The sequence below is a fragment of the Streptomyces sp. NPDC096205 genome (assembly GCF_044763135.1).
In the GTDB taxonomy this organism is placed as follows: Bacteria; Actinomycetota; Actinomycetes; order Streptomycetales; family Streptomycetaceae; genus Streptomyces.
In genome coordinates this window covers 417084-439991 of the sequence record NZ_JBIWFS010000004.1, presented here as the reverse complement: position 1 = coordinate 439991, position 22908 = coordinate 417084, and the positions used below count along the sequence as shown (strand labels likewise).

Annotated in this window: 26 protein-coding genes; 14 read left to right on the top strand and 12 right to left on the bottom strand. The window is 71.7% G+C overall.

All coding sequences use genetic code 11. The features are described 5' to 3' along the window. Positions 1-18: 18 nt before the first annotated feature. Entirely contained in the window at positions 19-1092 is a 1074-nt protein-coding gene (locus ACIQ6Y_RS17985) for a GNAT family N-acetyltransferase (protein ID WP_404039367.1), read from the top strand. A 44-nt stretch (positions 1093-1136) separates the two neighbouring features. Here the strand turns inward: ACIQ6Y_RS17985 and ACIQ6Y_RS17980 are convergent, their stop codons facing one another. Further along, the gene (locus ACIQ6Y_RS17980) at positions 1137-2468 is read right to left on the bottom strand and encodes an FAD-dependent oxidoreductase (protein ID WP_404039365.1); all 1332 of its coding nucleotides are present in this window, start codon (positions 2466-2468) and stop codon (positions 1137-1139) included. A gap of 220 nt (positions 2469-2688) precedes the next feature. On the opposite strand from ACIQ6Y_RS17980, the gene ACIQ6Y_RS17975 reads away from it, so the two are divergent. Beyond that, on the top strand, positions 2689-3264 hold the full coding sequence (locus tag ACIQ6Y_RS17975; protein ID WP_404039362.1) for a DUF6214 family protein: 576 nt from the start codon (positions 2689-2691) through the stop codon (positions 3262-3264). A 10-nt stretch (positions 3265-3274) separates the two neighbouring features. Here the strand turns inward: ACIQ6Y_RS17975 and ACIQ6Y_RS17970 are convergent, their stop codons facing one another. Further along, positions 3275-3940 carry a DUF305 domain-containing protein gene (locus ACIQ6Y_RS17970; RefSeq protein ID WP_404039359.1) on the bottom strand — a complete coding sequence of 222 codons (666 nt, stop codon included), beginning with the start codon at positions 3938-3940 and terminating at the stop codon, positions 3275-3277. A gap of 197 nt (positions 3941-4137) precedes the next feature. Between ACIQ6Y_RS17970 and ACIQ6Y_RS17965 the strand changes: the two genes are divergently transcribed. After that, positions 4138-5640: an LVIVD repeat-containing protein gene (locus ACIQ6Y_RS17965; RefSeq protein ID WP_404039356.1), complete on the top strand. Its 1503-nt coding sequence runs from the start codon at positions 4138-4140 to the stop codon at positions 5638-5640. A gap of 4 nt (positions 5641-5644) precedes the next feature. Here ACIQ6Y_RS17965 and ACIQ6Y_RS17960 read toward each other — a convergent pair whose 3' ends face one another. The 6 genes from ACIQ6Y_RS17960 to ACIQ6Y_RS17935 all read right to left on the bottom strand — a co-directional run bounded on the left by ACIQ6Y_RS17960 (position 5645) and on the right by ACIQ6Y_RS17935 (position 10330). Beyond that, positions 5645-6319 (bottom strand): TetR/AcrR family transcriptional regulator, encoded by a 675-nt coding sequence (locus tag ACIQ6Y_RS17960; RefSeq protein WP_404039353.1) that lies wholly within the window; start codon positions 6317-6319, stop codon positions 5645-5647. Positions 6320-6495: 176 nt separating this feature from the next. Next, a complete protein-coding gene (locus tag ACIQ6Y_RS17955; protein ID WP_404039351.1) occupies positions 6496-7185 on the bottom strand; it encodes an HAD family hydrolase in 690 nt (229 codons plus the stop codon). Positions 7186-7210: 25 nt separating this feature from the next. Next, positions 7211-7906 carry a phosphatase PAP2 family protein gene (locus ACIQ6Y_RS17950; RefSeq protein WP_404039348.1) on the bottom strand — a complete coding sequence of 232 codons (696 nt, stop codon included), beginning with the start codon at positions 7904-7906 and terminating at the stop codon, positions 7211-7213. Between the two features lie 187 nt (positions 7907-8093). Then, positions 8094-9032 (bottom strand): M56 family metallopeptidase, encoded by a 939-nt coding sequence (locus tag ACIQ6Y_RS17945; protein WP_404039345.1) that lies wholly within the window; start codon positions 9030-9032, stop codon positions 8094-8096. 214 nt (positions 9033-9246) lie between these two features. Beyond that, positions 9247-9795, bottom strand: coding sequence for a DUF5134 domain-containing protein (locus ACIQ6Y_RS17940; protein ID WP_404039342.1), 549 nt, complete (start codon positions 9793-9795; stop codon positions 9247-9249). A 142-nt stretch (positions 9796-9937) separates the two neighbouring features. After that, the gene (locus ACIQ6Y_RS17935; RefSeq protein ID WP_404039340.1) at positions 9938-10330 is read right to left on the bottom strand and encodes a VOC family protein; all 393 of its coding nucleotides are present in this window, start codon (positions 10328-10330) and stop codon (positions 9938-9940) included. 69 nt (positions 10331-10399) lie between these two features. On the opposite strand from ACIQ6Y_RS17935, the gene ACIQ6Y_RS17930 reads away from it, so the two are divergent. Further along, positions 10400-10945, top strand: coding sequence for a GNAT family N-acetyltransferase (locus tag ACIQ6Y_RS17930; protein WP_404039337.1), 546 nt, complete (start codon positions 10400-10402; stop codon positions 10943-10945). 3 nt (positions 10946-10948) lie between these two features. On the opposite strand, the gene ACIQ6Y_RS17925 is transcribed toward ACIQ6Y_RS17930, so the two are convergent. After that, positions 10949-11632 (bottom strand): glycerophosphodiester phosphodiesterase, encoded by a 684-nt coding sequence (locus tag ACIQ6Y_RS17925; RefSeq protein WP_404039334.1) that lies wholly within the window; start codon positions 11630-11632, stop codon positions 10949-10951. Between the two features lie 232 nt (positions 11633-11864). Here ACIQ6Y_RS17925 and ACIQ6Y_RS17920 point away from each other — a divergent pair, with 232 nt between their 5' ends. The 5 genes from ACIQ6Y_RS17920 (at position 11865) to ACIQ6Y_RS17900 (ending at position 17141) form a co-directional block, all read left to right on the top strand. Next, on the top strand, positions 11865-13262 hold the full coding sequence (locus tag ACIQ6Y_RS17920) for a DUF6421 family protein (protein WP_404039331.1): 1398 nt from the start codon (positions 11865-11867) through the stop codon (positions 13260-13262). A 38-nt stretch (positions 13263-13300) separates the two neighbouring features. Next, positions 13301-14047, top strand: a complete 747-nt coding sequence (locus ACIQ6Y_RS17915) for an SDR family NAD(P)-dependent oxidoreductase (protein ID WP_404039328.1) — start codon at positions 13301-13303, stop codon at positions 14045-14047. Next, positions 14044-15114 carry a threonine aldolase family protein gene (locus tag ACIQ6Y_RS17910; protein WP_404039325.1) on the top strand — a complete coding sequence of 357 codons (1071 nt, stop codon included), beginning with the start codon at positions 14044-14046 and terminating at the stop codon, positions 15112-15114. The genes ACIQ6Y_RS17915 and ACIQ6Y_RS17910 overlap by 4 nt, the downstream gene beginning before the upstream one ends. 83 nt (positions 15115-15197) lie before the next feature. Further along, on the top strand, positions 15198-15791 hold the full coding sequence (locus ACIQ6Y_RS17905) for a transglutaminase domain-containing protein (protein ID WP_404039322.1): 594 nt from the start codon (positions 15198-15200) through the stop codon (positions 15789-15791). 156 nt (positions 15792-15947) lie between these two features. Next, on the top strand, positions 15948-17141 hold the full coding sequence (locus tag ACIQ6Y_RS17900) for a hypothetical protein (protein WP_404039319.1): 1194 nt from the start codon (positions 15948-15950) through the stop codon (positions 17139-17141). Between the two features lie 15 nt (positions 17142-17156). Here ACIQ6Y_RS17900 and ACIQ6Y_RS17895 read toward each other — a convergent pair whose 3' ends face one another. The 3 genes from ACIQ6Y_RS17895 to ACIQ6Y_RS17885 all read right to left on the bottom strand — a co-directional run bounded on the left by ACIQ6Y_RS17895 (position 17157) and on the right by ACIQ6Y_RS17885 (position 19668). Beyond that, entirely contained in the window at positions 17157-18179 is a 1023-nt protein-coding gene (locus ACIQ6Y_RS17895; protein ID WP_404039317.1) for a hypothetical protein, read from the bottom strand. A 155-nt stretch (positions 18180-18334) separates the two neighbouring features. Next, positions 18335-19063, bottom strand: a complete 729-nt coding sequence (locus tag ACIQ6Y_RS17890) for a lysophospholipid acyltransferase family protein (RefSeq protein ID WP_404039314.1) — start codon at positions 19061-19063, stop codon at positions 18335-18337. A gap of 188 nt (positions 19064-19251) precedes the next feature. Further along, positions 19252-19668: a DUF4395 domain-containing protein gene (locus ACIQ6Y_RS17885; RefSeq protein WP_404039311.1), complete on the bottom strand. Its 417-nt coding sequence runs from the start codon at positions 19666-19668 to the stop codon at positions 19252-19254. A gap of 75 nt (positions 19669-19743) precedes the next feature. Between ACIQ6Y_RS17885 and ACIQ6Y_RS17880 the strand changes: the two genes are divergently transcribed. From ACIQ6Y_RS17880 to ACIQ6Y_RS17860, 5 genes are all read left to right on the top strand, one after another. Next, complete coding sequence (locus tag ACIQ6Y_RS17880; RefSeq protein ID WP_404039309.1) at positions 19744-20166, top strand: TlpA family protein disulfide reductase; 423 nt, start codon at positions 19744-19746, stop codon at positions 20164-20166. Positions 20167-20229: 63 nt separating this feature from the next. After that, positions 20230-20310 carry a putative leader peptide gene (locus ACIQ6Y_RS17875; protein WP_399644847.1) on the top strand — a complete coding sequence of 27 codons (81 nt, stop codon included), beginning with the start codon at positions 20230-20232 and terminating at the stop codon, positions 20308-20310. Between the two features lie 43 nt (positions 20311-20353). Next, on the top strand, positions 20354-20863 hold the full coding sequence (locus ACIQ6Y_RS17870; protein WP_404039306.1) for a flavin reductase family protein: 510 nt from the start codon (positions 20354-20356) through the stop codon (positions 20861-20863). A gap of 219 nt (positions 20864-21082) precedes the next feature. Continuing rightward, entirely contained in the window at positions 21083-21871 is a 789-nt protein-coding gene (locus ACIQ6Y_RS17865; protein WP_404039303.1) for an electron transfer flavoprotein subunit beta/FixA family protein, read from the top strand. A 53-nt stretch (positions 21872-21924) separates the two neighbouring features. Continuing rightward, positions 21925-22887 (top strand): electron transfer flavoprotein subunit alpha/FixB family protein, encoded by a 963-nt coding sequence (locus ACIQ6Y_RS17860; RefSeq protein ID WP_404039300.1) that lies wholly within the window; start codon positions 21925-21927, stop codon positions 22885-22887. The last annotated feature ends 21 nt before the right edge of the window (positions 22888-22908 follow it).

Here is a 22908-nt window from a genome sequence, read left to right as displayed (position 1 = left end):
CCGGAAAGGAGCCGCCCCGTGACGACGACCGTCCTCCACCCGGACGACCTCGGCGCCGCCGACCTCGCCGCGTGGCGCGCCCTCCAGCTGGCCGTCCCGGCCCTGGCCAGCCCCTTTCTGTCGCCCGAGTTCACCCGCGCCGTCGGCCGCCGGCGGCCGACGGCCCGCGTGGCGGTGCTCTCGGACGCGTCGGGGCCGGTGGGCTTCTTCCCGTTCGAGCGGCATCGGTTCGGCCTCGGCCTGCCCATCGGCAGCGGAATGAGCGACGCCCAAGGGCTGGTCCACGCCCCGGGACTGGACTGGGACGCGCAGGCAGTGCTGCGGGCATGCGGGCTCAGAGTGTGGCGGTACGACCACCTGGCCGAGGGACAGACGCCGTTCGAAGGGGGCCTGGTGCGCCGGTCGGCGTCACCGGTGATCGATCTGACGCGGGGCTACGAGGCCTACGACGCCGCGCTGCGCCGCGCATCGGTCGACCGGGCCAGGCAGCTGAGGGCGAAGGAGCGCAGACTGCGGGCCTGCCTGGGCGAGCTCCGGCTCGTCTTCGACGAACGGATGCCCGAGCATCTGGACCTGCTGATGCGATGGAAGTCGGCCCAGTACCGGGCGAAGGGACGCGTGGACCTGTTCGCACGTCCCTCCGCGGTGGCCCTGCTGCGGGAGCTGAGCCAGGCGCGGTCCGCCACCTGCACCGGCACGCTGTCGGCGCTGTACGCGGACGAGCGGCCGGTGGCCCTGCATTTCGGGCTGCGCTCCGGACGTGTCCTTCAGTACTGGTTCTCCGCCTACGCGGTCGAGGCGGCACGCTTCTCGCCCGGCATCCTGCTGCTGCTGAGGCTGGCGCAGTCCGCGGCGCAGGAGGGGATGGAGCTGCTGGACCTCGGCAAGGGCGGCGAGCGCTACAAGCAGGAGATGAAGACGGGCGACCTGAGCGTCGGGGAGGGGCAGGTCACGCTGGGCACCGTGCCGGCGAAGCTGCTGCACGCCCGGGCGGAGTCGGCACGCAGACTCCGGGCGACGGTCTCGGCCCACCCCGCACTCCGCTCGGCCGCCCTCCGCGTACTCAACTCCACAGCAGGCCCAGGCAGTTGACAGGAGAACGATCAAGGGGCCGTTCACGATAGGAAGGAAGCGGCCTACACCGCCGAGTCGGCCGCCTGCGCCGCGGTCAGCAGCGACTGCCAGTCGGGGAGCTTCACCACGCCCCGGCCCAGCGACGCGCCGAGTTCCGCCTCGGCCCGTTCGATGGCCTGCCACCCCGCCCACTCCACCGGGGCGAGGCCCAGCGCGCGCAGGGCGGGCAGCGGATCGTCCGGTACGTCCGCGAACGCGAGCACGGGCGCGTCCTCCAGCAAGGACATCACCGTCTCCTTCGCGCAGGGACGGTTGGTGCCGATGACCCCCGTGGGACCCCGCTTGATCCAGCCCGCCACGTACACGCCGGGCGCGACCCGGCCCGCGTCGTTCGGGACCGTGCCGGTGGCCTCGTCGAAGGGCAGGCCCTCCACGGGCACCCCGCGGTAGCCGACCGAGCGCAGCACCAGCTGGGCCTCGATCTCCTCGAACCGGCCCGTTCCGACGACCCCGCCGCGCCCGTCGGGCACGGTCCGCTCGAAGCGCACCGCGCCCACCCGGCCGCCGTCCGCGAGGAGTTCGACCGGACGCAGGAAGAAGCGCAGGCGGATGCGGCGCGGCGCCTCACCCGGCGGCAGCGCGGCCCAGCCGCGCAGCACCTCCACATTGCGCCGCGGCACGGCAGGCAGTTCCGACGGGTCGGTGTACGCCGGGTCGAGTGCCAGCTCCGCCGGATCGACCCGGACCTCGGCGCCCGGCAGGGTACCGAGCTCGCGCAGCTCCTTGGTGGTGAAGCGGGCCTGGGACGGTCCGCGCCGGCCCACCATGTGCACGTCGGTCACCTGGCTCGCCGCCAGGGCGGAGAGCGCCGCCTGAGGCATGTCCGTCGGGCTCAGCTCGTCCGCGCCACGCGCCAGGATGCGGGTGACGTCGACCGCGACATTGCCCACGCCGATCACGACGGCCGACCGCGCGCCCCGGACGAACCCGTCGTCGACGGCGTCCGGATGTGCGCTGTACCAGGACACGAACCGTGTCGCCGACCAGCTGCCCGGCAGGTCCTCGCCCGGGATGCCGAGGTGCCGGTCGGTGGCGGCGCCCACGCAGTACACCACCGCGTGGTACAGCTCCTGCAGCCGGGCCGCCGGCACGCCCCGCGCGCCCACCTGGACGCCGCCGAGGAAGCGGATCCGCTCGTGCTCCAGCACCGTACGCAGATTGTTCTGCAGCGACTTGATCTTCTCGTGGTCCGGCGCCACGCCGTAGCGCACCAGGCCGTAGGGGCAGGGCAGCCGGTCCAGGACGTCGACCAGCACCCCGGGGTCCCGCTCGACGAGGGTCTGGGCGGTGTAGACCCCGCTGGGTCCGGAACCGACGACGGCGACACGCAGCACTGCGGAACTCCTTGTCCGACGGTGTGGCAGGAGATCGCTGATGTCTCCAGCATCGCACCGGCGGGCCCGCGGGGGGAGGGGGCGGGGCTGCGCCGTCGGAGTGCCCGGTGTGCGTGTCCCCTGGGTGCTTTCGTATGGAATGTGATGATGCGGTTACGTTGCGTGTGTGCTAGAAGCATCCTTTCTTAATCTTTCTGATCGCCGTTTCGAGGACGGTGCGGTGTCCGTGTGGCCCGCCTGGGAAGTGCAGGAGAGCGACGGGGCCACCTCCTGGTTCCAGGTGCGGCTCGGCTTCGCCGACGGCGCCCGCGTCGACGCCCTGGCCGTGCTGACCGCGGGATGCCTCTCCATCGAGGACGTCCGCGCCCAGCCGGCGCTCTCCCTCGCCGACCTCACCGTGCTCGCCGACTGGATCGAAGGACCGCTGGCCGAGGCGTGCGGCATCGAACCGGGCGAGGAGGAGGCATACGACGAGGAGGCGCGGGCCGATCTCCCCGCGCAGGACGGCCTCCCCGCGCAAGACGGCCTCCCCGCGCAGGACCGCCTCCCCGCGCGGGCCGGCCTCCCCGCACAGGACGCCGACCCGCCGGCCCCGTACCGCGCCCGCCCCGCCTGGCCGCGCGGCATCGAGGGCCGCAGGCTGGTCGCCCAGGAGTACCGGGCGGCACAGGAGGAGGGCTTCGATCCCGTCCTCGCGGTGATGTGCGCGACGGGCCACAGCCGCCGCAGGTCCCTCAAGCTGATCGCCCAGGCCCGCGACGCGGGCTTCCTGACGCCACGTCACGCCCGGCGCTGAGCCGGGGCGTTCAGATCATGTCCCGCATCCGCGAGATCTCGCTCGTCTGCTGGGCCACCACATCGTCGGCCATCTCCTCGACCTGGATGTTGTTGCCCTGCGCCTTCACGTCCGTGGCCATGGTGATCGCCCCCTCGTGATGGGCGATCATCAGCCTCAGGAACAGTGCGTCGAACTCCCTGCCCCGCGCGGCCCGCAGCTGCGTCAGCTGGGCCTCGGTCGCCATCCCCGGCATCGCGGTGTGGTCGTGGCCCGAGGCCTTCTCGCTCTGCCCGTGCGTCTCCAGCCAGCCCTTCATGGCGCCGATCTCGGGCCCCTGCGCGGCCGTGATGCGGTCGGCGAGCCGCTTCACCTGGGTCGACCCCGCCTGCTTCGGGGCCAGTTCGGACATCTCCAGGGCCTGCTGGTGGTGCTCGATCATCATGCGTACGTACGACACGTCCGCCGAGTTGGGGGTGTCGTCCTCGGCCTGCTGAGCCGCCGCCTCCTCGGCCGACAGGGTCCGGTTCTCCTCACCCGGAAGCCCCGGCACCAGCACCGAAGGCCCGCTCGCCGCGGGCGACTTGGCGCCGTCGGCGGAGTCCGCGTCCGAGTCGCAGCCGGCGAGCGCGAACGCGGCCAGTGCGGCGAGCGACGCCGTGGCGAGGGATGCGCGCAGGGCGCGGCGGAAGTGCACGACGGCCTCCTGTGGCAGGCGATGTGAGAGGGGCACACCTTGTGAGTGTTGGTGACTGTCCTAGCACTGTTCCGTGCACGACTGATCAAAAACCTGGATTACATCTACGTTTCACCCCTGTTGATCTGTGCATGATGAAGACGATACTTCGGGGGTCCGTGAACCGTTCCACCGCGAACGGCACAAGGGAGGAAGCAGTGACCCTGTCCAACGATCCCCGAACGCGGCGCAGACGTCTGGGAGTTGCCACCGCGGCGGCCGGACTTCTGGCCGCGCTGCTCACGGCCCACCCGGCGATCGCGACCCCCGACCCCGGGGACGCCCCGACGACCCAGAAGGAAGTGTCCCGCAGCGACCAGGCCGAGGTGCGGGAGGCCATCGCCGACGGCGCGATACCCGGCCAGGACGAGATCGTCCACTCGGCCAACATCGAGCACCTGGCGAACGTCCCCAAGGACCTGGTCAAGGGCACCAACTCCGACCTCGCCTTCCAGGGGAAGTACGCCTTCGCCGGCAACTACGACGGCTTCCGCATCTTCGACATCAGCGACCCGAGCGCCCCGAGGACGGTCGCCCAGGTGCTGTGTCCCGGCTCGCAGAACGACATCTCGGTCTCCGGGAACCTGCTGTTCCTGTCCACCGACTCCTCGCGCAGCGACAGCAGTTGCAACAGCACCACGCAGCCCGCGACCGAGAAGTCCTCCTGGGAGGGCATGAAGGTCTTCGACATCAGCGACAAGGCGAACCCGAAGTACGTCGCCGCCGTCGAGACCGCCTGCGGCTCGCACACCCACACGCTGGTGCCCGAGCGCCGCAACGTCTACATCTACGTCTCCTCCTACTCGCCGAACGCGACCTACCCGGACTGCCAGCCCCCGCACGACGGCATCTCCGTCATCAAGGTGCCGCGCAGCGCCCCCGAGAAGGCGGCGGTCGTCGGCTTCCCGGTCCTCTTCCCCGGTGACGGACCCGACGGCGGCGGCAACCCGGGCGGGCCCACCAACCCGGGCGTCAGCAAGACCACCGGCTGCCACGACCTCACCGTCCTGCCCTCCAAGGACCTCGCGGCGGGCGCCTGCATGGGTGACGGCATCCTGTTCTCCATCGAGGACCCCGAGCACCCGAAGGTCATCGACCGGGTCCAGGACAACGTCAACTTCGCCTTCTGGCACTCCGCGACCTTCAACCAGAAGGCCAACAAGGTCGTCTTCACCGACGAGTTGGGCGGCGGTGTCGGTGCCACCTGCAACACGGCCACCGGCCCCACCCGCGGCGCCGACGGCATCTACGACATCGTCGGCCGCGGCGAGAACCGCAAGCTGGTCTTCCGCAGCTACTTCAAGATCCCGCGCATGCAGGCCGACACCGAGAACTGCGTCGCCCACAACGGCTCGCTCATCCCGGTCAAGGGCAAGGACCTGATGGTCCAGGCGTGGTACCAGGGCGGTGTGTCCGTCTGGGACTTCACCGACTCCTCGAACCCCAAGGAGATCGCCTACTTCGAGCGCGGCCCGCTGTCCACGGGCAGCCTCACGGTCGGCGGCTCCTGGTCGGCGTACTACTACAACGGCCACATCTACTCCAACGACATGGCCAAGGGCTTCGACGTACTGAAGATCAGCGACAAGCTGACCGACCCGGCGCGCCGCGTCCGGCTCGGCGAGCTCAACGTGCAGACGCAGCCGGACTACTTCGACTGACGCCCTACTCCTGCTGATCCGCGGGCCGCTTGTCCGTGGCGAAGAACCGCGACAGATCCGTGTCGCACGTCCCGCCGGGTGCCTCGGTGTCCGGCGGGACACCCATGTTCCAGTCCAGGCCGTAGCGCCGGAACAGCTCCGCGCGCAGCGGCGCGATCGGCATGCCCACATTGGGCAGCACCATCGCGTACACCGCGCCCATCAACTGCGCCCGCAGCAAGGGGTAGTCGACGTCCGGGTCGCAGGAACCGTGCCGGGAGACCGTCTCCAACAGCAGGTGGGCGAGCCGCTGTTGCTCCGGGCACTGCACGAAACCCTCGGCCTGCAGCAGACCCGCCATGTGCTGGCGCATGAGGACCGGGCGGTCCCGGGCCAGCCCCAGGATCGCGTCGATCGCCCGCGCCATGCGCTCGCGGCCGTCGTCCGTGCGCGGCTCGCGCTCCAGCCCCTCCTCCAGCGTGCGGTGCATCAGCCGGTGCACCGCGGACTGCACCAGCTGGCGCTTGCCGGGGAAGTAGTACGACACCAGACCCCGTGCCGAGCCGGCCCGGTCCGCGATGTCGCCGAGGGTCGTGGCGTCGTAGCCGTGCTCGTTGACCAGCTCGACCGCCGCCTGCAGAAGCCGTTCCCGAGAACGCCGCCGCAACTCTTCATTGACCTGGGCGCTGCGCGGGGACATCCTGGACTCCTGCGTTGACTGGCTGCCAGCCAACTATACTCAGCGCAGCGGGATCCGCCTCTGGATCGGCGTGGTTCCGTTTTGCCGTCCGCCCTGGGCGACGCGGGGGATCGTCCAGGGTGGACGTCTTCTCTCGCACATAAAGTCGCCTGAGGCGACTTGGCCGGGGGGGCTCGTCAGCCCGCCAGCTCCAGCACCGGCCGCAGCCCGTCCGGGCGCCGCTCGGCCGGCAGCGGATCCACGAAGTGCACCGGACAGCCCAGCGCGGCCGCGCCGCCGTCCGCCCGCCGGTCGTCGCCCACCATCAGCACCTCCCGCGGCTCTGCGCCGAGCGCCTCGCACGCCGTACGGAACAGCCGCGGATCGGGCTTGCGGATGCCGTGCTCGTACGACAGGACGTACGCGTCGACGAACGGGTCCAGGCCGTGGGCGCGGAACACCGGGCGCAGATCCCAGCCGATGTTGCTGACCACGGCCACCTTGATCCCGCGCTCGCGCAGCCCGCCGAGGACCTCGGCCGCGTCCGGGTAGGCCGTCCACGCGGCGGGCGTCCTGTGGCGCTCGTACAGCGCGTCGTGCAGCCCCGGATCCGGCAGGACGACCTGACGGGACAGGCCCGTGTACGCGGCCCGGTGCAGCTCGGCGCTCTCGTCACGGGTCTCCCACACCTCGGCCAACTGCCCGGGCACGCGCAGCGGCGGCGCGCCCCCCGGCAGCGCCCCGGCCTCCTCCAGCGCCCGCGCGGTGTCCGCCAACTCCCGCTCGGGCAGCGCGATCCGCGCGTCGGAGAGCACCGCGCCGAGCCAGGACTCGGCGGACTCGATACGGAAGAGGGTGCCGGAGAAGTCGAACATCACAGCGAGCATGACCGGAGTGTAGGGTCCCGCTTTCCTACGGCGCCGAGCCGGGCGTCCGCCGGGGCGGCTCGGGGCGCCACCGCTGATGTGCCGCCACCGCCAGGGCGACGAGCGTCCCGCCCAGGAGCCAGCCGCCGAGCACGTCCGTGAGCCAGTGGACGCCCAGCCAGACGCGGGTCAGCCCCACCCCGACGACCGAGACGGCCGCCACCGCCAGCCCGGCCCGGAACAGGCCCCGGCCCACGCCGAAGCCGTGCAGCAGCCACAGCAGCAGACCGCACACCACGGTGGCCGTCATGGCGTGCCCGGACGGGAAGGCCGCGTAGTGCGCCGAGTCGACGGGGTCGGGCCACACCGGTCGCTCCCGGTCGACCGCCGCCTTCAGGCCCTGCTGCACGAGGGTGCCGACGGCGACGGTGAGCGCCAGCCAGGACGCCGTCCACCAGGCCGCTCTGCGCCACACCAGCCACAGGATCACTATCAGGCACAGCAGACGCATGGTGGTCGGGTCCCAGACCCAGTCCGTCAGGATGCGGCAGGCGTGGGTGAGCGTCCGTTCGTCCACGGCCCAGCGGTGCGTGGTGCGGGCGACCTCGCGGTCGGCGGAGATCAGCGGGTGCCATGCCGTGCCGACCAGCACGAGGAGGACGAGTGAGCACCCGGCCAGGGCGCCGGCGAGGCGCAGCGGGGTGCTCCGCTGGGGGGCCTGAGTCGGTGAGGCGGTGCGCATGGTGCGATCCTCGCGGAAAGGGGCCTTCCGGTGCCAACCCCTCCGGTGCCAACCCCTCCGGGGTCTCGCCCCGGGGCTTTCCGTGCGTTGCCAGGTGCGGGCCCTTCGTGGCTGGTCGCAGTTCCCCGCGCCCCTTTGAGGGACATGCAGCTGATGGGCCTTAAAAGGGCGCCCCTCCCGAGGCCGACTACCCCAGGGCGCGCAGGCCCGGGACGAAGGCCACCAGCACCGGCACCACCGGTACCAGCGCGGCCGTCGCCGTCAGGCGCAGCCGGTGGGCCGCGGTGAGGCGGTCCGGCGGGGCGAGCAGGCGGTGCACGCGCTGGGTGACATGCGCCTGGGCCGCGGGACCCGGGCCGAACACGCCGCGGCCTTCGTTGAGTTCCACCAGGGCCAGCGCGGTCGTGAGCCGCCCGAAGCGCCGGGAGGCCATGTCGTCGGCGGCCAGCTCGACCAGCCGGTGCATCTCGTCGCGGAACGCCGCGAAGACCGGGACCTGCGGAAAACCGGCGGCCAGCGCGGCCGAGCAGTGCAGCAGCCAGTCGTGGCGCGCCTGCGCGTGGCCCTGTTCGTGCGCGACGACGGCGTCGAGCTGGCGTCCCTTGAGCCGGCGCAGCGCCGCGGTCGTGATCACCAGGCGGGGCGTCGCGCCCGACAGCCACCAGGCGTCCGGCCGCTCGCCCTCCAGCACCACCAGCGGTCCGCCGCCGGGCTCCTCACCGGGCAACAGCGGGGCCCGTACGAGCAGTTCGGCCCGCCGCTGCCGGCCCCTCGCCCGCGCCCGGACGACCTCACGCACCAGCATCGCCCCGCTCCACGCCCCGGCGAGCGCCAGAGCCACCGCCGTGGCCGCCGCCCAGGGGCCACCGGCCGCGCCGAGGGCGTAGGCCTCCACGACCGGGCGCGGGGCCGGGGCGAACAGATGGCCGCGCACCGCCTGCCAGGCGGCCGCCGCGCTGAGCGTCATCGACAGCGCGCAGCACAGCAGCACGGCCGCGACCACGCACTGCCACGCCCACAGCGCGACCACCGGCTCACGGTCGGGCCAGTCGACCCGGGACAGCAGGCGGGGCGCGACGAAGGCGGTCAGGGCGCCGAGCAGCATCAGTGCCACGGGGACCATCATGTCCGCCACCCTAAGAGCCCCGGCTACTGCGCGGTACGGCCCGCGGCGGCAAGTGACGCAGACCACGGTTTCGTACGGCCGTGGCTCACAAGGCGCCGGTACGGCCGGAGTTCACAACGCGCACGTACAGCCCGGGTGCACAACGGGCATGTACAGCCGGGGTTCAGGACGCGCAGGTGCAGCCGGGTTCACGACGCGCAGGTGCAGCCGTGGTTCACAACGTCAGCAGCATCGCCACCATCGCGATCCCCATCGACAGCCGGCAGGCCCGCGACAGTTCCGGCCGGTCGCCCCATGCGACGGCCCCGCCCGGCCCGGCCGGAGTACCGGCGACGGGCACGAGCCGCGCACCGGACAGCAGCACGTATCCGCTGAAGTACAGCAGCAGTACGCCGGTCAGCGCGGGCACACCGGAGCCGCCGTGGCCGTGGCCGCCGGGGGAGCCGGCCATCGCCAGGGCCATGTACACCATGGCCGTGTCGCCGACCAGGTGATGCAGATGGTGCGCGTCGGCGCGCGCGGCCCACAGCGCGCGCAGCGCGGCCCCGCCGAACACCGTCGCATAGGCGGCCGCGGCCCACGGCGGCGGCGCGAACACCGCGGCGGGCACCGCCATCGCGGCCATCCCGAACCCCATGAGCGCCTCGGTGCCCGCGCTGCGGCGCTGCTCCTCGACCCCGCTGCGCATGCGCAGCAGGCAGTACGCGCCGGTCGCGGCACACAGCGCGACGAGCAGCCAGCCGGGCGACGCCGGTCCGTGCACACGTACCCCCTCGCTCGAAGGTCGCTCCAGCGAAGCGATGCCCGAGCCGTGCGGGGCGTACGCAAGCGCAAGGGTGTACACGGGGAGCACGCGAGGGAGCGCGGCGCCTGTCTTCCTCTCGCGGCCGGCGGCGCAGGCCGCCTCAGATGCCGGGCCGGAAGCGCAGGGGATGCTCGGCGGGCACCTCCACCAGCACGATCTCGGTGCCGTCCGGGTCCCTGATCCACATCTCGACCAGACCCCACGGCTCGGTGACCGGAGGCCGCACGATGTCGACGCCCTTGGCGCGCAGTTCCTCGTGCGCCGCCGCCACGTCCGCGACCTGGAGCCACAGCCGCACCGCCGGGGACGGCCCCTCCTCGGTGCGCCCGGAGACCTCCAGGAATCCGCCGCCGAGGAAGTAGACGGTCCCGCGCTCGGGCCCCGTACCGAACTCGCGGTACACGGCGAGGCCCAGATCACCGCCGTAGAAGGCCCGTGAGCGCTCGGGGTCGTGGGGGCGCAGGAGGATGCGGCTGCTCAGTACATGCACCATGGCCTCGGAGCGTAGTGGCGGGGTTAGGCTCGTCCTGCTTCAGCCGCGCCACAGAACGGAGCCGCCTCCATGGAATCCGCCGTCACCGCCACCGGACTGACCTTCCGCGATGCCACCGACGCCGATGTGGACGTCCTCGTCGCGCTGATCGAGTCGGCGTACCGGGGTGACGCCAGCCGGGCGGGGTGGACGACCGAGGCGGACATCCTGGAGGGGCAGCGGACCGACGCCGAGGGCGTGCTCGCGGTGATCAAGTCGCCGGACAGCAGGCTGCTGACGGTGGAGCGGGACGGCGAGGTCGTCGCCTGCTGCCAGCTCGAACACCGCGGTGATCACGCCTACTTCGGGATGTTCGCGGTCAGCCCCCGGCTGCAGGGCGCGGGCCTGGGCAAGGTGATCATCGCGGAGGCCGAGCGGCAGGCCCGCGCGACCTGGGGCGTGACCGAGATGCACATGACCGTGATCTCCGTGCGCGACGACCTCATCGCCTGGTACGAGCGCCGCGGCTACCGCCGTACGGGCCGGATGACTCCCTTCCCGTACGGCGACGAGCGCTTCGGCGTCCCGCAGCGCGACGACCTCCAGTTCGAGCTGCTGGTCAAGCCGCTGGGGTGAGTCTCACGCGGTGAAGCGGCCGGTGCGTTTGATGTCCGGGTGGTCGGTGGTCGCGCCGTCCAGCTCCAGGGCGCGCACCAGCCGCAGATGGTCCTGGTTGTTGACCACCCAGCCGAAGATCCGCAGGTGCGCCGCGCGCGCCCGCTCCACGACCTCCAGGGTGATCCTGCGGATGTTCAGACAGAGGGTCGGGGCACCGGCCGCCACCGCGCGGTCCACGATGTCGGTGCCGTAGTGGCTGCCGATGAGGGCGGTACGGACGCCCGGCACCAGGCGCGCGATCTCGGTGACCGCCTCGTCGTGGAACGAGGACACCTCCACGCGGTCCACGAGGCGCCGCTCGCGTATCACGTCGGCCAGCGCTCGCGCCGCCGCCACGTCCTTGATCTCGGCCTGGAGCGGTGAGCGCACCGCGTCCAGCACCTCCTCGAAGACGGGGATGCGCTCGCCGCGCCCGGCGTCCAGGGCCCGCAGCTCGGCGAGCGTCTTGTCGGCCACGGCGCCGGAGCCGTCCGTGGTGCGGTCCACGTCCTCGTCGTGGATGACGACGAGGGCGCCGTCCTTGCTCAGATGCAGATCCAGCTCGATGACGTCCAGGCCGGCGTGCTCGGCGGCGACGAAGGACCTCAGGGTGTTCTCGGGCTCCACGCCCATGACTCCGCGGTGACCGATGGTGAGGAAGTTCAAGGCAGACCTCGCTTCCGTCGACGGCAGTCGGGGCCGCAGCCTAACCGCCCGCGCGCGCCGTGCACCCGGACGTGCAAGGAAGCGCGGAAGCATCCCTTCCCGGGCCGCCATGCAGAAAAACCTACGGTGACCAAGGGGGGTCGACAGAAGAATTTCCCGAGGTCCTCTTGCTGGACGCAACCGCATATGCCTACGGTGTCCTTACGCGAGGTTCTCCCGTGGAGGATGGGACATGACGGAAATTCTTGTGCAGGCGGCGACGGGGGAGCAGCTTTCTCCCACGGCCAGGGTGGTGGAGCACCCGGCATGGCCGGTGCTCAAGGATGCCGTGGAGCAGATCCGGCCCTGGCAGTCGAAGGACGGCTCGATCGACTTCGAGGCCGAGGGCGCCCCCGGGCGCGCCGACGCCGAGGCCGCGGTGCGCCGGATCACGGACGCCGTCGAGGCGCTCTCCCCGCTGCTCCCGCACGACGCCGAGTACCACAAGGCCCTGGTCGCCGACCTGAGCCGGTGGGCCGCCGAGGGCTTCCAGGTGCCGGACTTCCTGGACTCGCTGCTGGCCTTCCAGCCCGCGGCGAGCCGCGCGGACGGCCTGCAGCACCTGGTCGTCTTCCCGATGTACACGCAGAACGGCAACCCGGACCGCAACCTCGAGGCGGTCGTGCTGCGCATGGTCTGGCCCGACTGGCTGGCCGAGCTGGAGCGCACCCGCTACGACAACCCGCTGTTCTGCGGCATCAAGTTCGAGGACTTCACGGCCGGCTACGACACCAACTCCGCCGTGCTCTTCCCGGAGACCATCGCCGTGCGCGAGGCGCCGGAACGATTCACCTGGGGCGGCATCTTCTGCGACCGCGAGGCCGCCCGCTTCCGCCGCGTCACCGACGCCGCCGTGGACATCCTGGGCCTGGAGCTGCCCGAGGACATCGCCGCGATGGTCCACGACCAGAAGCGCTGCGAGGAGGCCTTCGTCCTGTGGGACATGGTCCACGACCGCACCCACAGCCACGGCGACCTGCCGTTCGACCCCTTCATGATCAAGCAGCGCCAGCCGTTCTGGATGTACGGCCTGGAGGAGCTGCGCTGCGACCTCACCGCCTTCAAGGAGGCCGTGAAGCTGGAGGCCGACGGCGTCCCGCAGGCCCGTGACGTCCAGTACGCCGTGCTGTTCGACCGGATGTTCCGCTTCCCCGTCACCGGCGACCGCAACCGCAACTACGACGGCCTCGGCGGTCAGCTGCTCTTCGCCTACCTGCACAAGCACGACGTGGTCCGCTGGACCGACAACAAGCTGTTCATCGACTGGCAGCGCGCCCCGCAGGTCACCAACCAGCTGTGCGCCGACATCGAGAAGCTCTACCGCGACGGCATCGACCGTCCCAAGCTCGTGCACTGGTTCGCCGGCTACGAGCTGGTCTCCACCTACCTCGCCCCGCACCCCGGCTCCAAGTGGGCCAAGGGTCCGGACGCCCTGGATCTGACCCAGCCGCCGCGCAAGCTCGTCGATGACGTGCTTCCGGACGAGTTTCCGCTCAGCATGTTCTATGAGGCACTGTCCAAGAAGCTCAAGAACGTCATCGCGTCGACCCGCGGCATCACCGCGTCCGGCGCCGAGCGGGTCGCCGCGTGAGCGACCGCCTCCAGAACACGGCCGTGAAGGGGAAGAACATGGGGAACGGGGCTCTCGACGGTGCGGTGATCGCGGTGGCCGGCGCGGGTGGACCCGCCGGCCGGGCGGCACTGCTCCGCCTCGCCGAGGCCGGCGCCACGGTCATCGGCGCCGACAACGACCCGGAGCGGCTCGCCGAGGCCGTGGACGCGGCGCGCTACGCGTCCGGCGGCGCCACGGTGACCGGCGAGACGGTCGACCTGCTCGACCTGCAGTCCACCCGCGACTGGGCCGCGCGCACCGAGAAGGAGTTCGGGCGCGTCGACGGCCTGGTCCACCTGGTGGGCGGCTGGCGCGGCAGCGAGACCTTCACCAAGACCAGCCTGGACGACTGGGACTTCCTGGAGCTGCTGCTGGTGCGCACCGTGCAGCACACCTCCCTCGCCTTCCACGAGGCGCTCCAGCGCAGCGACCGCGGCCGCTACGTCCTGATCAGCGCGGCCGGCGCCACCAAGCCGACCGCGGGCAACGCCGCGTACGCGGCGGGCAAGGCCGCCGCGGAGGCGTGGACGCTGGCCATGGCCGACTTCTTCCGCAAGGCCGGGGGCGAGCAGGGGGCGACGTCCGCTGCTGCGATCCTGGTGGTGAAGGCGTTGGTCCACGACGCGATGCGTGCCGAGCGGCCCAACGCGAAGTTCGCGGGCTTCACGGACGTCAAGGACCTCGCCGAGGCGATCGTGGGCGTCTGGGACAAGCCCGCCGCGGAAGTGAACGGAAACCGTCTGTGGCTCACCGAGAAGCCGTGAACCCGCCGAAGACCGACGCGCGTCGCCACCACGACCCCGAGGTCCGCGGTTTCGCCAGCGACAACTACGCCGGGGCGCATCCCGAGGTGATGGCCGCCCTGGCGCTGGCCAATGGCGGCCATCAGGTCGCGTACGGCGAGGACGACTACACCGAGAACCTCCAGGGGATCGTCCGCAGCCACTTCGGGCCCACGGCGGAGGCGTTCCCGGTCTTCAACGGCACCGGCGCGAACGTCGTCGCGCTCCAGGCGGTCACCGACCGCTGGGGCGCGGTGATCTGCGCCGAGAGCGCGCACATCAACGTCGACGAGGGCGGCGCACCGGAGCGGATGGGCGGCCTGAAGCTGCTCACCGTGCCCACGCCGGACGGCAAGCTCACCCCCGAGCTGATCGACAAGCAGGCCTGGGGCTGGGAGGACGAGCACCGCGCGATGCCGCAGGTCGTCTCGATCACCCAGAGCACCGAGCTGGGCACCCTCTACACGCCCGACGAGATCCGCGCGATCTGCGAGCACGCCCACGCGCACGGCATGAAGGTGCACCTGGACGGCTCCCGGATAGCCAACGCGGCCGCGTCCCTGAACGTGCCCATGCGCACCTTCACCAACGCGGTCGGCGTCGACATCCTCTCCCTCGGCGGCACCAAGAACGGCGCCCTGTTCGGCGAGGCCGTCGTCGTGATCAACCAGGACGCCGTCCGGCACATGAAGCATCTGCGCAAGCTGTCCATGCAGCTCGCCTCCAAGATGCGCTTCGTGTCGGTCCAGCTGGAGGCGCTGCTCGCCAAGGACCTCTGGCTGCGCAACGCCCGCCACGCCAACGACATGGCCCAGCGCCTCGCCGAGGGCGTCCGCGCGGTGCACGGCGTGGAGATCCTCTACCCGGTCCAGGCCAACGGCGTCTTCGCCAAGCTGCCGAACGCCGTCAGCGAGCGGCTGCAGAAGAAGTTCCGGTTCTACTTCTGGGACGAGGCCGAGGGCGTCGTGCGCTGGATGTGCTCCTTCGACACGACGGAGGAGGACGTGGACGCGTTCCTCGCGGCCCTCAAGGAGGAGATGGCCCGCTAGACGGCCACACGCGAGTGCATAGCTATGCGGTCACCTGAAAAGTCATTGACTGTCGGGTGATCGCATTCCTATGCTCTGCAGCCATGGAGCTGATCCAGAACACGCCCGACCTGTCCGCGTACTTGGCCGCTGACGAGGTCATCGACCATCACCACCCGCTCGTCCGCGAGACAGCGGCACGTCTGGCCGACAGCGCCGACGACTCGTATGACTATGCGCGGCGTGCGTTCGAGTTCGTCCGCGACACCATCCCGCACTCCGCCGACGCCGACGACCCGCGCGTGACCTGGCGCGCGTCGGACGTCCTGCGGGAGAAGACCGGCATCTGCCATGCCAAGGCCCATGCCCTGGCCGCGCTCCTGCGGGCCGAGGACATCCCGACCGCCCTGTGCTACCAGCGGCTCCTGCACGACGACGGCTCGGGCCACTGCGTGCACGGCCTCGTCGCGGTCCGCTTCCACGGCGCCTGGCACCGCCAGGACCCCCGCGGCAACAAACCGGGCGTGGACGCCCAGTTCTCCCTCGCCGGCGAACAACTGGCCTTCCCGGTCGATGTCTCGTCCGATGAGGTGGACTACCCGGACCTGTACGCAGAACCGCATCCGACCGTGGTCGGCGTACTCAAGGCGGCCTCGGACCGCGAGTACCTCTGGAAGACACTCCCCACGGTGCTGTGAGCCGGGAGGTGGGGGGATGATGTTTGGAGGGACGTCGGCCGCATGTCCCTCAGGGGCGCGGGGAACTGCGCGAACGGCCCACGACCACCCGCAGCCGGCAACGCCACAAGGCCCCCGGACGAAAGGCCGAAAAACCCTCCCGCTAGGGTCCACCGCATGAACGACGGGGGAGCAACACAAGACGTGGTGACGGTCGACGAACAGGGCGGCGGCCGGTGGTCATGGCTGAGACGGCACCGGCTGATGGCCTCGGCCATCGCCCTCGTCGTCGTCGCCGGCGGCACCACCGCCACGATCACGCTCGCCGCAGGCGAAGACGCACCCCCCTGCCAGACCGTCCCGAAATCCACCCGCACCCTCGCCGCCCGGCCCGCGGCAGCGACCCGCGCACTGGACCCCGGCGACGACCTCTCCCGCTTCGACGCCGTACGCGACCTCCTGCGGTACGACAACCCCTGCGGCGACGGAGCCGAGGTGCTCGGCGCGGTCGTCGAGGCCGCCACCCGGGCGCCCGGCCCCGGCACCCCGCACAGCCTCGCCCAGGCGCGCGCCGCCTACGGGGTCGCCGCCGCCCTGGACGGCGCCGAGGTGCCCGAGGGCATGGCCCCCGCGGTGGCCCGCATGCTCGCCGACTATGTCGTGGACGAGGCCCGCTACCTCATGCACGACGACGAATCCGGCGGCCCCGCGGTGTCCGCCGAGGCCGCCGCGCCGGACCCGTACGGCTGGACGTCGTACGGCCGATTCCTCGCCCCCGGCGAGGCCCACACGGACTTCGAGTACGACCAGCCCTACGGACCCGCCGAGGCCGACCCGGAGATGCTCGTGGCCGAACTCGCCGAGGACCCCGAGGCGTTGGCGATCCTCTACGACGCCGAGCGCGCCTACTTCGCGCACTACCTGGAGCGCCTGACGAGCCAGGGCGGCGACCCCGCCTTCCGCCCCGACCCGAAGGAGAAGAGCGACTACGCCAGCACTCCGACGACCTGGCCGGACAACGACCTCGAGGACATCGCCGAACGCGTCGGCAACCTGATGAAGCACCGGGCCGCCCTGGCCCGGGAGGGCACGACCGACGACCTCGACGCGTACGACGACGTCGTACGCCGGCATCTGCGCGGCACCTACCGGACCGCCCCGCGCCAGGTCATGACCCGTCCGCCGATGGCCGCCATCGCCGCGCGGCCGGTCGACGGGCCGATCGAGGGCGACCCGATGGACGGCCGGCACCAGCTGTTCACGGTGTTCGACGCCTGGGCGAAGGACCGTGGTGTGCCCGCCGGGCGGGCCGCCGCGATGCGGCAGATCATCGACGACGCCTATGTACGGGGCCTTTGGATGAGGTTCTGAAGCCCTGCTCGGGTCTCAGCCCGTCACGCGCAGCCCCGTGCAGTCCCGCTCCCGTACCTGGGCCTGCGCGAACGCCTCCAGCAGCTCCCGCTGTTCGACCTTGCCGACGCCCGGGATGCCCTTGTCGGCGGAGAGGGCGAAGCTCGCGGTCTCGCCGTCGCAGCGGGCGGTCGCCGTCAGGCTGCGCGGCACGCCCTCGTAGGTGACCAGACGCCCGCTCCAGTCGCCGTACCAGGCGGCGAACGTCATCCCCAGCTCGCCCTCGCCGTTCTCGTCGTCCTGCCCGGTGAGCAGATCGCAACGGCCGGTGGGTGCGGCGGCGTTGAGTCCGTCGGCCAGCCGCCACTCGGACGGCCGCGGCAGTACGGTATTCAGCGCGCGGGCACAGGTGCTGTCGGCCGCCTTGTCGAAGGGGACCGTGCGCAGGTCGTCCTCGGGGTCGGGTGGTGCGGCGTCGCCCTTCGGCGCGTCGAGCGGCTCGGCACCGCAGCCGAGCCGGTCGGAGGCGGCGGCGACCAGCGCGACGGCGGCCTCGTAGGCGGCGCGCTGCCCTGCGGCGGCGTCCCGGCCGAACGCCGTGCGCACCAGCATGCGGCGCTGCCGTCCGTCGTCGTCGCGGCCCAACTCCGGGCAGGGGACGAGGAACTGGAGGCTGCCGAAGCGGTCGGTGAAGCCGGGCAGTCCGTCGGGCAGGGCCGCCTGCGGGGTGAAGCCCTCCTCGTCGAAGAGGGACCTGTACTCCCGGTCCTGGTCGTCCCGCCGGGTGTACGCCTCGGCCCTCAGCAGCAGTTCGCTGTCGCCGTCCTCGTCCTCGAAGGACACGGAGCAGCTGAAGGAGCCCAGCCGTTCGTGCGTGGCCGACTCGGCCTCGGTGAAGTGCGAGCCGTGCACGGCCAGTTCGCGGACCGCGTCACCGGGCAGGCCGCCCGCGCACGCGCTGCGCAGCAGCATCCAGTCCTGGACGTACGGCTCGGCGATCCAGCCGCCGATCCCCAGGACGGCCGCAGCCGCCACCGCCACTTTGACCCAACGCCGCATCGAAGCGCCCCCGTCAGCCGCCGACCGTCCGCCTTACCGCGGGGACCCTACCGGCCGCAGTCGGGCCGTACGGACGCGGGGTCGGCCGCCCGGGCGCTGCGCGCCGAGGGACACGGGGTCGGCCGGCCAGGGCACTTCGCGCCGAGGGGCGCGGGTCAGCCGGCCTCGGCCGCGCGGACCTCTTCGGGCGTCGGCGCGGTGCCGCCCAGGTGGGCCGGGAGCCACCAGCTGTCCTCGGGGCCCTTGGGGCGGCTCGGGTAGGCGCGCTGGGCGGCCTCCAGCAGTTCCTGCACGCGCCCGCGCAACTGGCGGGTGATCGCACCGGCGTACTTGTCCTTGGGCGCCTCGACCGCCTCGCCCACGCGAATGGTGACGGGGATGTGGCTGCGCCGGAAGTTGCGCGGGTGGCCCTTGGTCCACAGCCGCTGGGTGCCCCACACGGCCATCGGGATCAGCGGGACGCCCGCCTCCTGGGCCATGCGCGCGGCACCGGACTTGAAGCTCTTGAGGGCGAACGACTGCGAGATCGTCGCCTCGGGGAACACGCCGACCACCTCGCCGGAGCGCAGCGAGCGCAGCGCGTGCTCGTAGGCCGCCTCGCCCTGCTTGCGGTCCACCGGGATGTGCTTCATGCCGCGCATCAGCGGGCCGGACACCTTGTGCCGGAACACCGACTCCTTGGCCATGAAGCGCACCAGGCGCTTCTGCGGCAGCGCCGCCAGGCCGTTGAAGACGAAGTCCAGGTAACTGATGTGGTTGCTCACCAGCACGGCGCCGCCCGACCGCGGGATGTTCTCGGAACCCTCGCAGTCGATCTTGAGGTCCCAGACCTTGAACAGCGTCTGGGCGAACCCGATGACGGGGCGGTACACGAGCTCAGCCATAGGTGGGACGGGCCCTTTCTGCTCTGCCTGGGAAAGGGGGCTCCCGGCGGGAAGTTACGCAGCCGTAGGTTTTACGGCATGTCGCAGATCGTGCCCCAAGAACGCGTGGGGAGCCAGCCCGCGTGCCCGTCCAGGGCGAGATTCTCGTCACGTCGCCCCGTGATCCACCTCGGTGTTTTAACGGCCCTTTACTCCGGGCGTACCGTCAGCCTCCGGAGCAGCAGGTACATCTCGCACCCGAGGCAGTATCCGAACGCCGCGTTGAGAAAGGCCGCCGCGAGCGCCGCCCCGGTCGCCGCGAGACCCAGCCATTCGGCGCCCGTCGCGTATCCGACAAGCCCCACGCCGGCGAAGACCAGCCCCACCGCCTGCGCGAACCTCGGCGGCTCGGGCGCCTCGAAGTCCGTGGGCGGCCCGAGCCGCGGCCGCACCAGCCTGCGGAACACCCAGCCATAGGGCGAGCGCCCCACCCCGCCCGCCGCGCCCAGCGCGAACGCCAGCGTCTGCCACGCCAGCAGCCAGGCGCTCCCGGTGACCAGAACGGCCGCCAGCACCACGGCCGTCACCGCCGCGCCGAACCGCGGCCCCCTCACGTCGATGTCCATGAAGCAAGCATTCCGCATGCCGGACCGTGCCAGGGCTCGGGAATCTTTGCGGTCGTGTGAACGCTGCACCCCAGGATGACCGGACTTGTGGTGTGCGTGGCGTTGCTCGCGGCGGCGAGCGCCTTCGGAGTGCTGCAGCGGCGGCGGAACGGGAGAGTACGGGTGCGCGGGCGCGACGAGGGCAAGCTGCTCGGGCCGGCCGAGCTGGGCGAGGACCTGGGCGAGCGCGCCACGCTGGTGCAGTTCTCCAGCGCCTTCTGCGCCCCCTGCCGGGCCACCCGCAGGGTGCTCGGTGAGGTCGCCGCACTGGTGCCCGGGGTCACCCATGTCGAGATCGACGCGGAGGACCGCCTGGAGCTGGTCCGGGCCCTGGACATCCTCAAGACCCCGACCGTGCTGGTCCTCGACGCGAACGGCCGCGTGGTGCGGCGGGCCGCAGGACAGCCCCGTAAGGCGGACGTCATCGCGGCCCTCGGGGAGGCGGTCGGGGCGCAGTGAGGCCGCTCCCATATCCCGGGACGTACTTGACTGGGCGTACCACATATCGCCAGCCTGGCCGGTATGCCTTCGGAACTCCTTCTCCACGGCCGGGTGCACATCGACCTGGTCCGCACCGCGAGCGCACGCTGTCCGGGTTGCTGAGCACCCGCGACCCGCTCGTCCCCTCCAGCAGAAGGACAACTCCATGACGGCCACGTCCGACCTCGGCACCGTCCAGCTCGCCTCTCCCGACCTGCTGCGCTCCGTCTTCCGGCGGCACGCGGCGGGTGTCGCGGTGATCACCGCGCGCGGTGCCGCAGGCCCCGTCGGCTTCACCGCCACCTCCCTCACCTCGGTGTCCGCCGAGCCCCCGCTGATCTCCTTCGGCATCGGCACCGGTGCCTCCAGCTGGCCCGCGATCGCCGAGGCCGAGCACGTGGGCGTGCACATACTCGGCGAGCACCAGCAGGCGCTCGCCACCACCTTCGCCCGCAGCGGCGCCGACCGCTTCGGCCCCGCCACGGCCTGGCACGAGGGCCCCGAGGGCGTGCCGGTCCTCGACGACGTGCCGGCCTGGCTGATCGGCCGGGTCGTGAGCCGCGTACCGGCCGGAGACCACCGGATCGTGCTGGCCGAGGTCGTCCTCGGCGACCCCTCGGGCGCGGGCCGCCCGCTCCTCTACCACCAGGGCCGGTTCACCGCTCTGCGGGATTGATCACGCCTCGCCGCTTCTGCGGAGCCGTCCGATTCCGGTTACGCTGCGTTGCGAAGGTCACAGTTCAAAGCGCTTGCTTAGCGGGCAGGAACTGGGTGTACTGACGAGTAATATTTCGGTCGGAGCGCGGTGTCGCCCCGACCGGGATCGGCCACTTGAGGCGCCTATGCTGCCTGCAAGAGGCAGCCGAGAAATGACGATTGCAGTAGGAGAGCCGGCGTGAGCTTGAGGATCGTTGTCACTGTGAAGTACGTGCCCGACGCCACTGGCGACCGGCACTTCGCCGATGACCTGACCGTCGACCGGGACGACGTGGACGGTCTGCTCTCCGAGCTCGACGAGTACGCCGTCGAGCAGGCGCTGCAGATCGCCGAGAACTCGGACGACGACGTCGAGGTCACCGTCCTGACGGTCGGCCCGGAGGACGCCAAGGACGCCCTGCGCAAGGCGCTGTCCATGGGCGCCGACAAGGCGATCCACGTCGAGGACGAGGACATCGAGGGCACCGACGCCATCGGCACCTCCCTGGTGCTGGCCAAGGCCATCGAGAAGGCCGGCTACGACCTGGTCGTCTCCGGCATGGCGTCCACCGACGGCACCATGGGCGTCGTCCCGGCCCTGCTGGCCGAGCGCCTGGGCGTCCCGCAGGTCACCCTGCTCTCCGAGGTCTCCGTCGAGGACGGCACCGTCAAGGGCCGCCGCGACGGCGACGCCGCCTCCGAGCAGCTCGAGGCCTCCCTGCCGGCCGTCGTGTCGGTCACCGACCAGTCCGGCGAGGCCCGTTACCCGTCCTTCAAGGGCATCATGGCGGCCAAGAAGAAGCCGGTGGAGTCCTGGGACCTGTCCGACCTGGACATCGACGCGGACGAGGTCGGCCTGGAGAACGCCTACACAGTCGTCGAGTCGGCGGAGCCGCGCCCGGCCCGCACGGCCGGCACCATCGTCAAGGACGAGGGCGAGGGCGGCAAGCAGCTCGCTGAGTTCCTCGCGGGCCAGAAGTTCATCTGAGCCCGATCAGTCGCTGACCGCCCCTCAACTTCGTTACGCAGGAGAGCAATCCCATGGCTGAAGTCCTCGTCTACGTCGACCACGTGGACGGTGCCGTCCGCAAGCCGACCCTCGAGCTGCTGACCCTGGCCCGCCGCATCGGCGAGCCCGTCGCGGTCGCGCTGGGCAACGGCGCCGCCGACACCGCCGCCGCCCTCGCCGAGCACGGCGCGGTGAAGGTCCTCACCCACGACGCGTCCGAGTACGCCGACTACCTGGTCGTGCCGAAGGTCGACGCCCTCCAGGCCGCCGTCGAGGCCGTTTCCCCGGCCGCCGTGCTGGTCCCGTCCTCCGCCGAGGGCAAGGAGATCGCCGCCCGTCTGGCGCTGCGCATCGGCTCCGGCATCATCACGGACGCCGTCGACCTCGAGGCCGGCGCCGAGGGCCCGGTGGCCACCCAGTCGGTGTTCGCCGCGTCCTTCACCACCAAGTCCCGTGTCTCCAAGGGCACCCCGGTCATCACGGTCAAGCCGAACTCGGCCGCCGTTCAGGCCGCCCCGGCCGCGGGTGCGGTCGAGGCCCTCGCCGTGACCTTCTCCGACAAGGCCACCGGCACCAAGGTCACCGCGCGCACCCCGCGTGAGTCGACGGGCCGTCCGGAGCTGACCGAGGCCGCGATCGTCGTCTCCGGCGGCCGTGGCGTCAACGGCGCGGAGAACTTCGCGATCATCGAGGCCCTCGCCGACTCGCTCGGCGCGGCCGTCGGCGCCTCGCGTGCCGCGGTGGACGCCGGCTGGTACCCGCACACCAACCAGGTCGGCCAGACCGGCAACTCGGTCTCCCCGCAGCTGTACATCGCCTCCGGCATCTCCGGCGCGATCCAGCACCGTGCGGGCATGCAGACCTCGAAGACCATCGTGGCCATCAACAAGGACCCCGAGGCCCCGATCTTCGAGCTGGTCGACTACGGCGTCGTCGGCGACCTGTTCGACGTCGTCCCGCAGCTGACCGACGAGGTCAAGGCCCGCAAGGGCTGATCGCCGCCCGGCTGTCCGAGG

What these genes read in the sequence shown, in the direction of transcription:
- ACIQ6Y_RS17960 (WP_404039353.1), bottom strand. Translation starts at nt 6,319, where the DNA reads ATGTCCCCGCGCAGCGCCCAGGTCAATGAAGAGTTGCGGCGGCGTTCT.
- ACIQ6Y_RS17955 (WP_404039351.1), bottom strand. Translation starts at nt 7,185, where the DNA reads ATGCTCGCTGTGATGTTCGACTTCTCCGGCACCCTCTTCCGTATCGAG.
- ACIQ6Y_RS17950 (WP_404039348.1), bottom strand. Translation starts at nt 7,906, where the DNA reads ATGCGCACCGCCTCACCGACTCAGGCCCCCCAGCGGAGCACCCCGCTG.
- ACIQ6Y_RS17945 (WP_404039345.1), bottom strand. Translation starts at nt 9,032, where the DNA reads ATGATGGTCCCCGTGGCACTGATGCTGCTCGGCGCCCTGACCGCCTTC.
- ACIQ6Y_RS17935 (WP_404039340.1), bottom strand. Translation starts at nt 10,330, where the DNA reads ATGGTGCATGTACTGAGCAGCCGCATCCTCCTGCGCCCCCACGACCCC.
- ACIQ6Y_RS17930 (WP_404039337.1), top strand. Translation starts at nt 10,400, where the DNA reads ATGGAATCCGCCGTCACCGCCACCGGACTGACCTTCCGCGATGCCACC.
- ACIQ6Y_RS17920 (WP_404039331.1), top strand. Translation starts at nt 11,865, where the DNA reads ATGACGGAAATTCTTGTGCAGGCGGCGACGGGGGAGCAGCTTTCTCCC.
- ACIQ6Y_RS17915 (WP_404039328.1), top strand. Translation starts at nt 13,301, where the DNA reads ATGGGGAACGGGGCTCTCGACGGTGCGGTGATCGCGGTGGCCGGCGCG.
- ACIQ6Y_RS17905 (WP_404039322.1), top strand. Translation starts at nt 15,198, where the DNA reads ATGGAGCTGATCCAGAACACGCCCGACCTGTCCGCGTACTTGGCCGCT.
- ACIQ6Y_RS17900 (WP_404039319.1), top strand. Translation starts at nt 15,948, where the DNA reads ATGAACGACGGGGGAGCAACACAAGACGTGGTGACGGTCGACGAACAG.
- ACIQ6Y_RS17895 (WP_404039317.1), bottom strand. Translation starts at nt 18,179, where the DNA reads ATGCGGCGTTGGGTCAAAGTGGCGGTGGCGGCTGCGGCCGTCCTGGGG.
- ACIQ6Y_RS17890 (WP_404039314.1), bottom strand. Translation starts at nt 19,063, where the DNA reads ATGGCTGAGCTCGTGTACCGCCCCGTCATCGGGTTCGCCCAGACGCTG.
- ACIQ6Y_RS17885 (WP_404039311.1), bottom strand. Translation starts at nt 19,668, where the DNA reads ATGGACATCGACGTGAGGGGGCCGCGGTTCGGCGCGGCGGTGACGGCC.
- ACIQ6Y_RS17880 (WP_404039309.1), top strand. Translation starts at nt 19,744, where the DNA reads ATGACCGGACTTGTGGTGTGCGTGGCGTTGCTCGCGGCGGCGAGCGCC.
- ACIQ6Y_RS17875 (WP_399644847.1), top strand. Translation starts at nt 20,230, where the DNA reads ATGCCTTCGGAACTCCTTCTCCACGGCCGGGTGCACATCGACCTGGTC.
- ACIQ6Y_RS17870 (WP_404039306.1), top strand. Translation starts at nt 20,354, where the DNA reads ATGACGGCCACGTCCGACCTCGGCACCGTCCAGCTCGCCTCTCCCGAC.
- ACIQ6Y_RS17860 (WP_404039300.1), top strand. Translation starts at nt 21,925, where the DNA reads ATGGCTGAAGTCCTCGTCTACGTCGACCACGTGGACGGTGCCGTCCGC.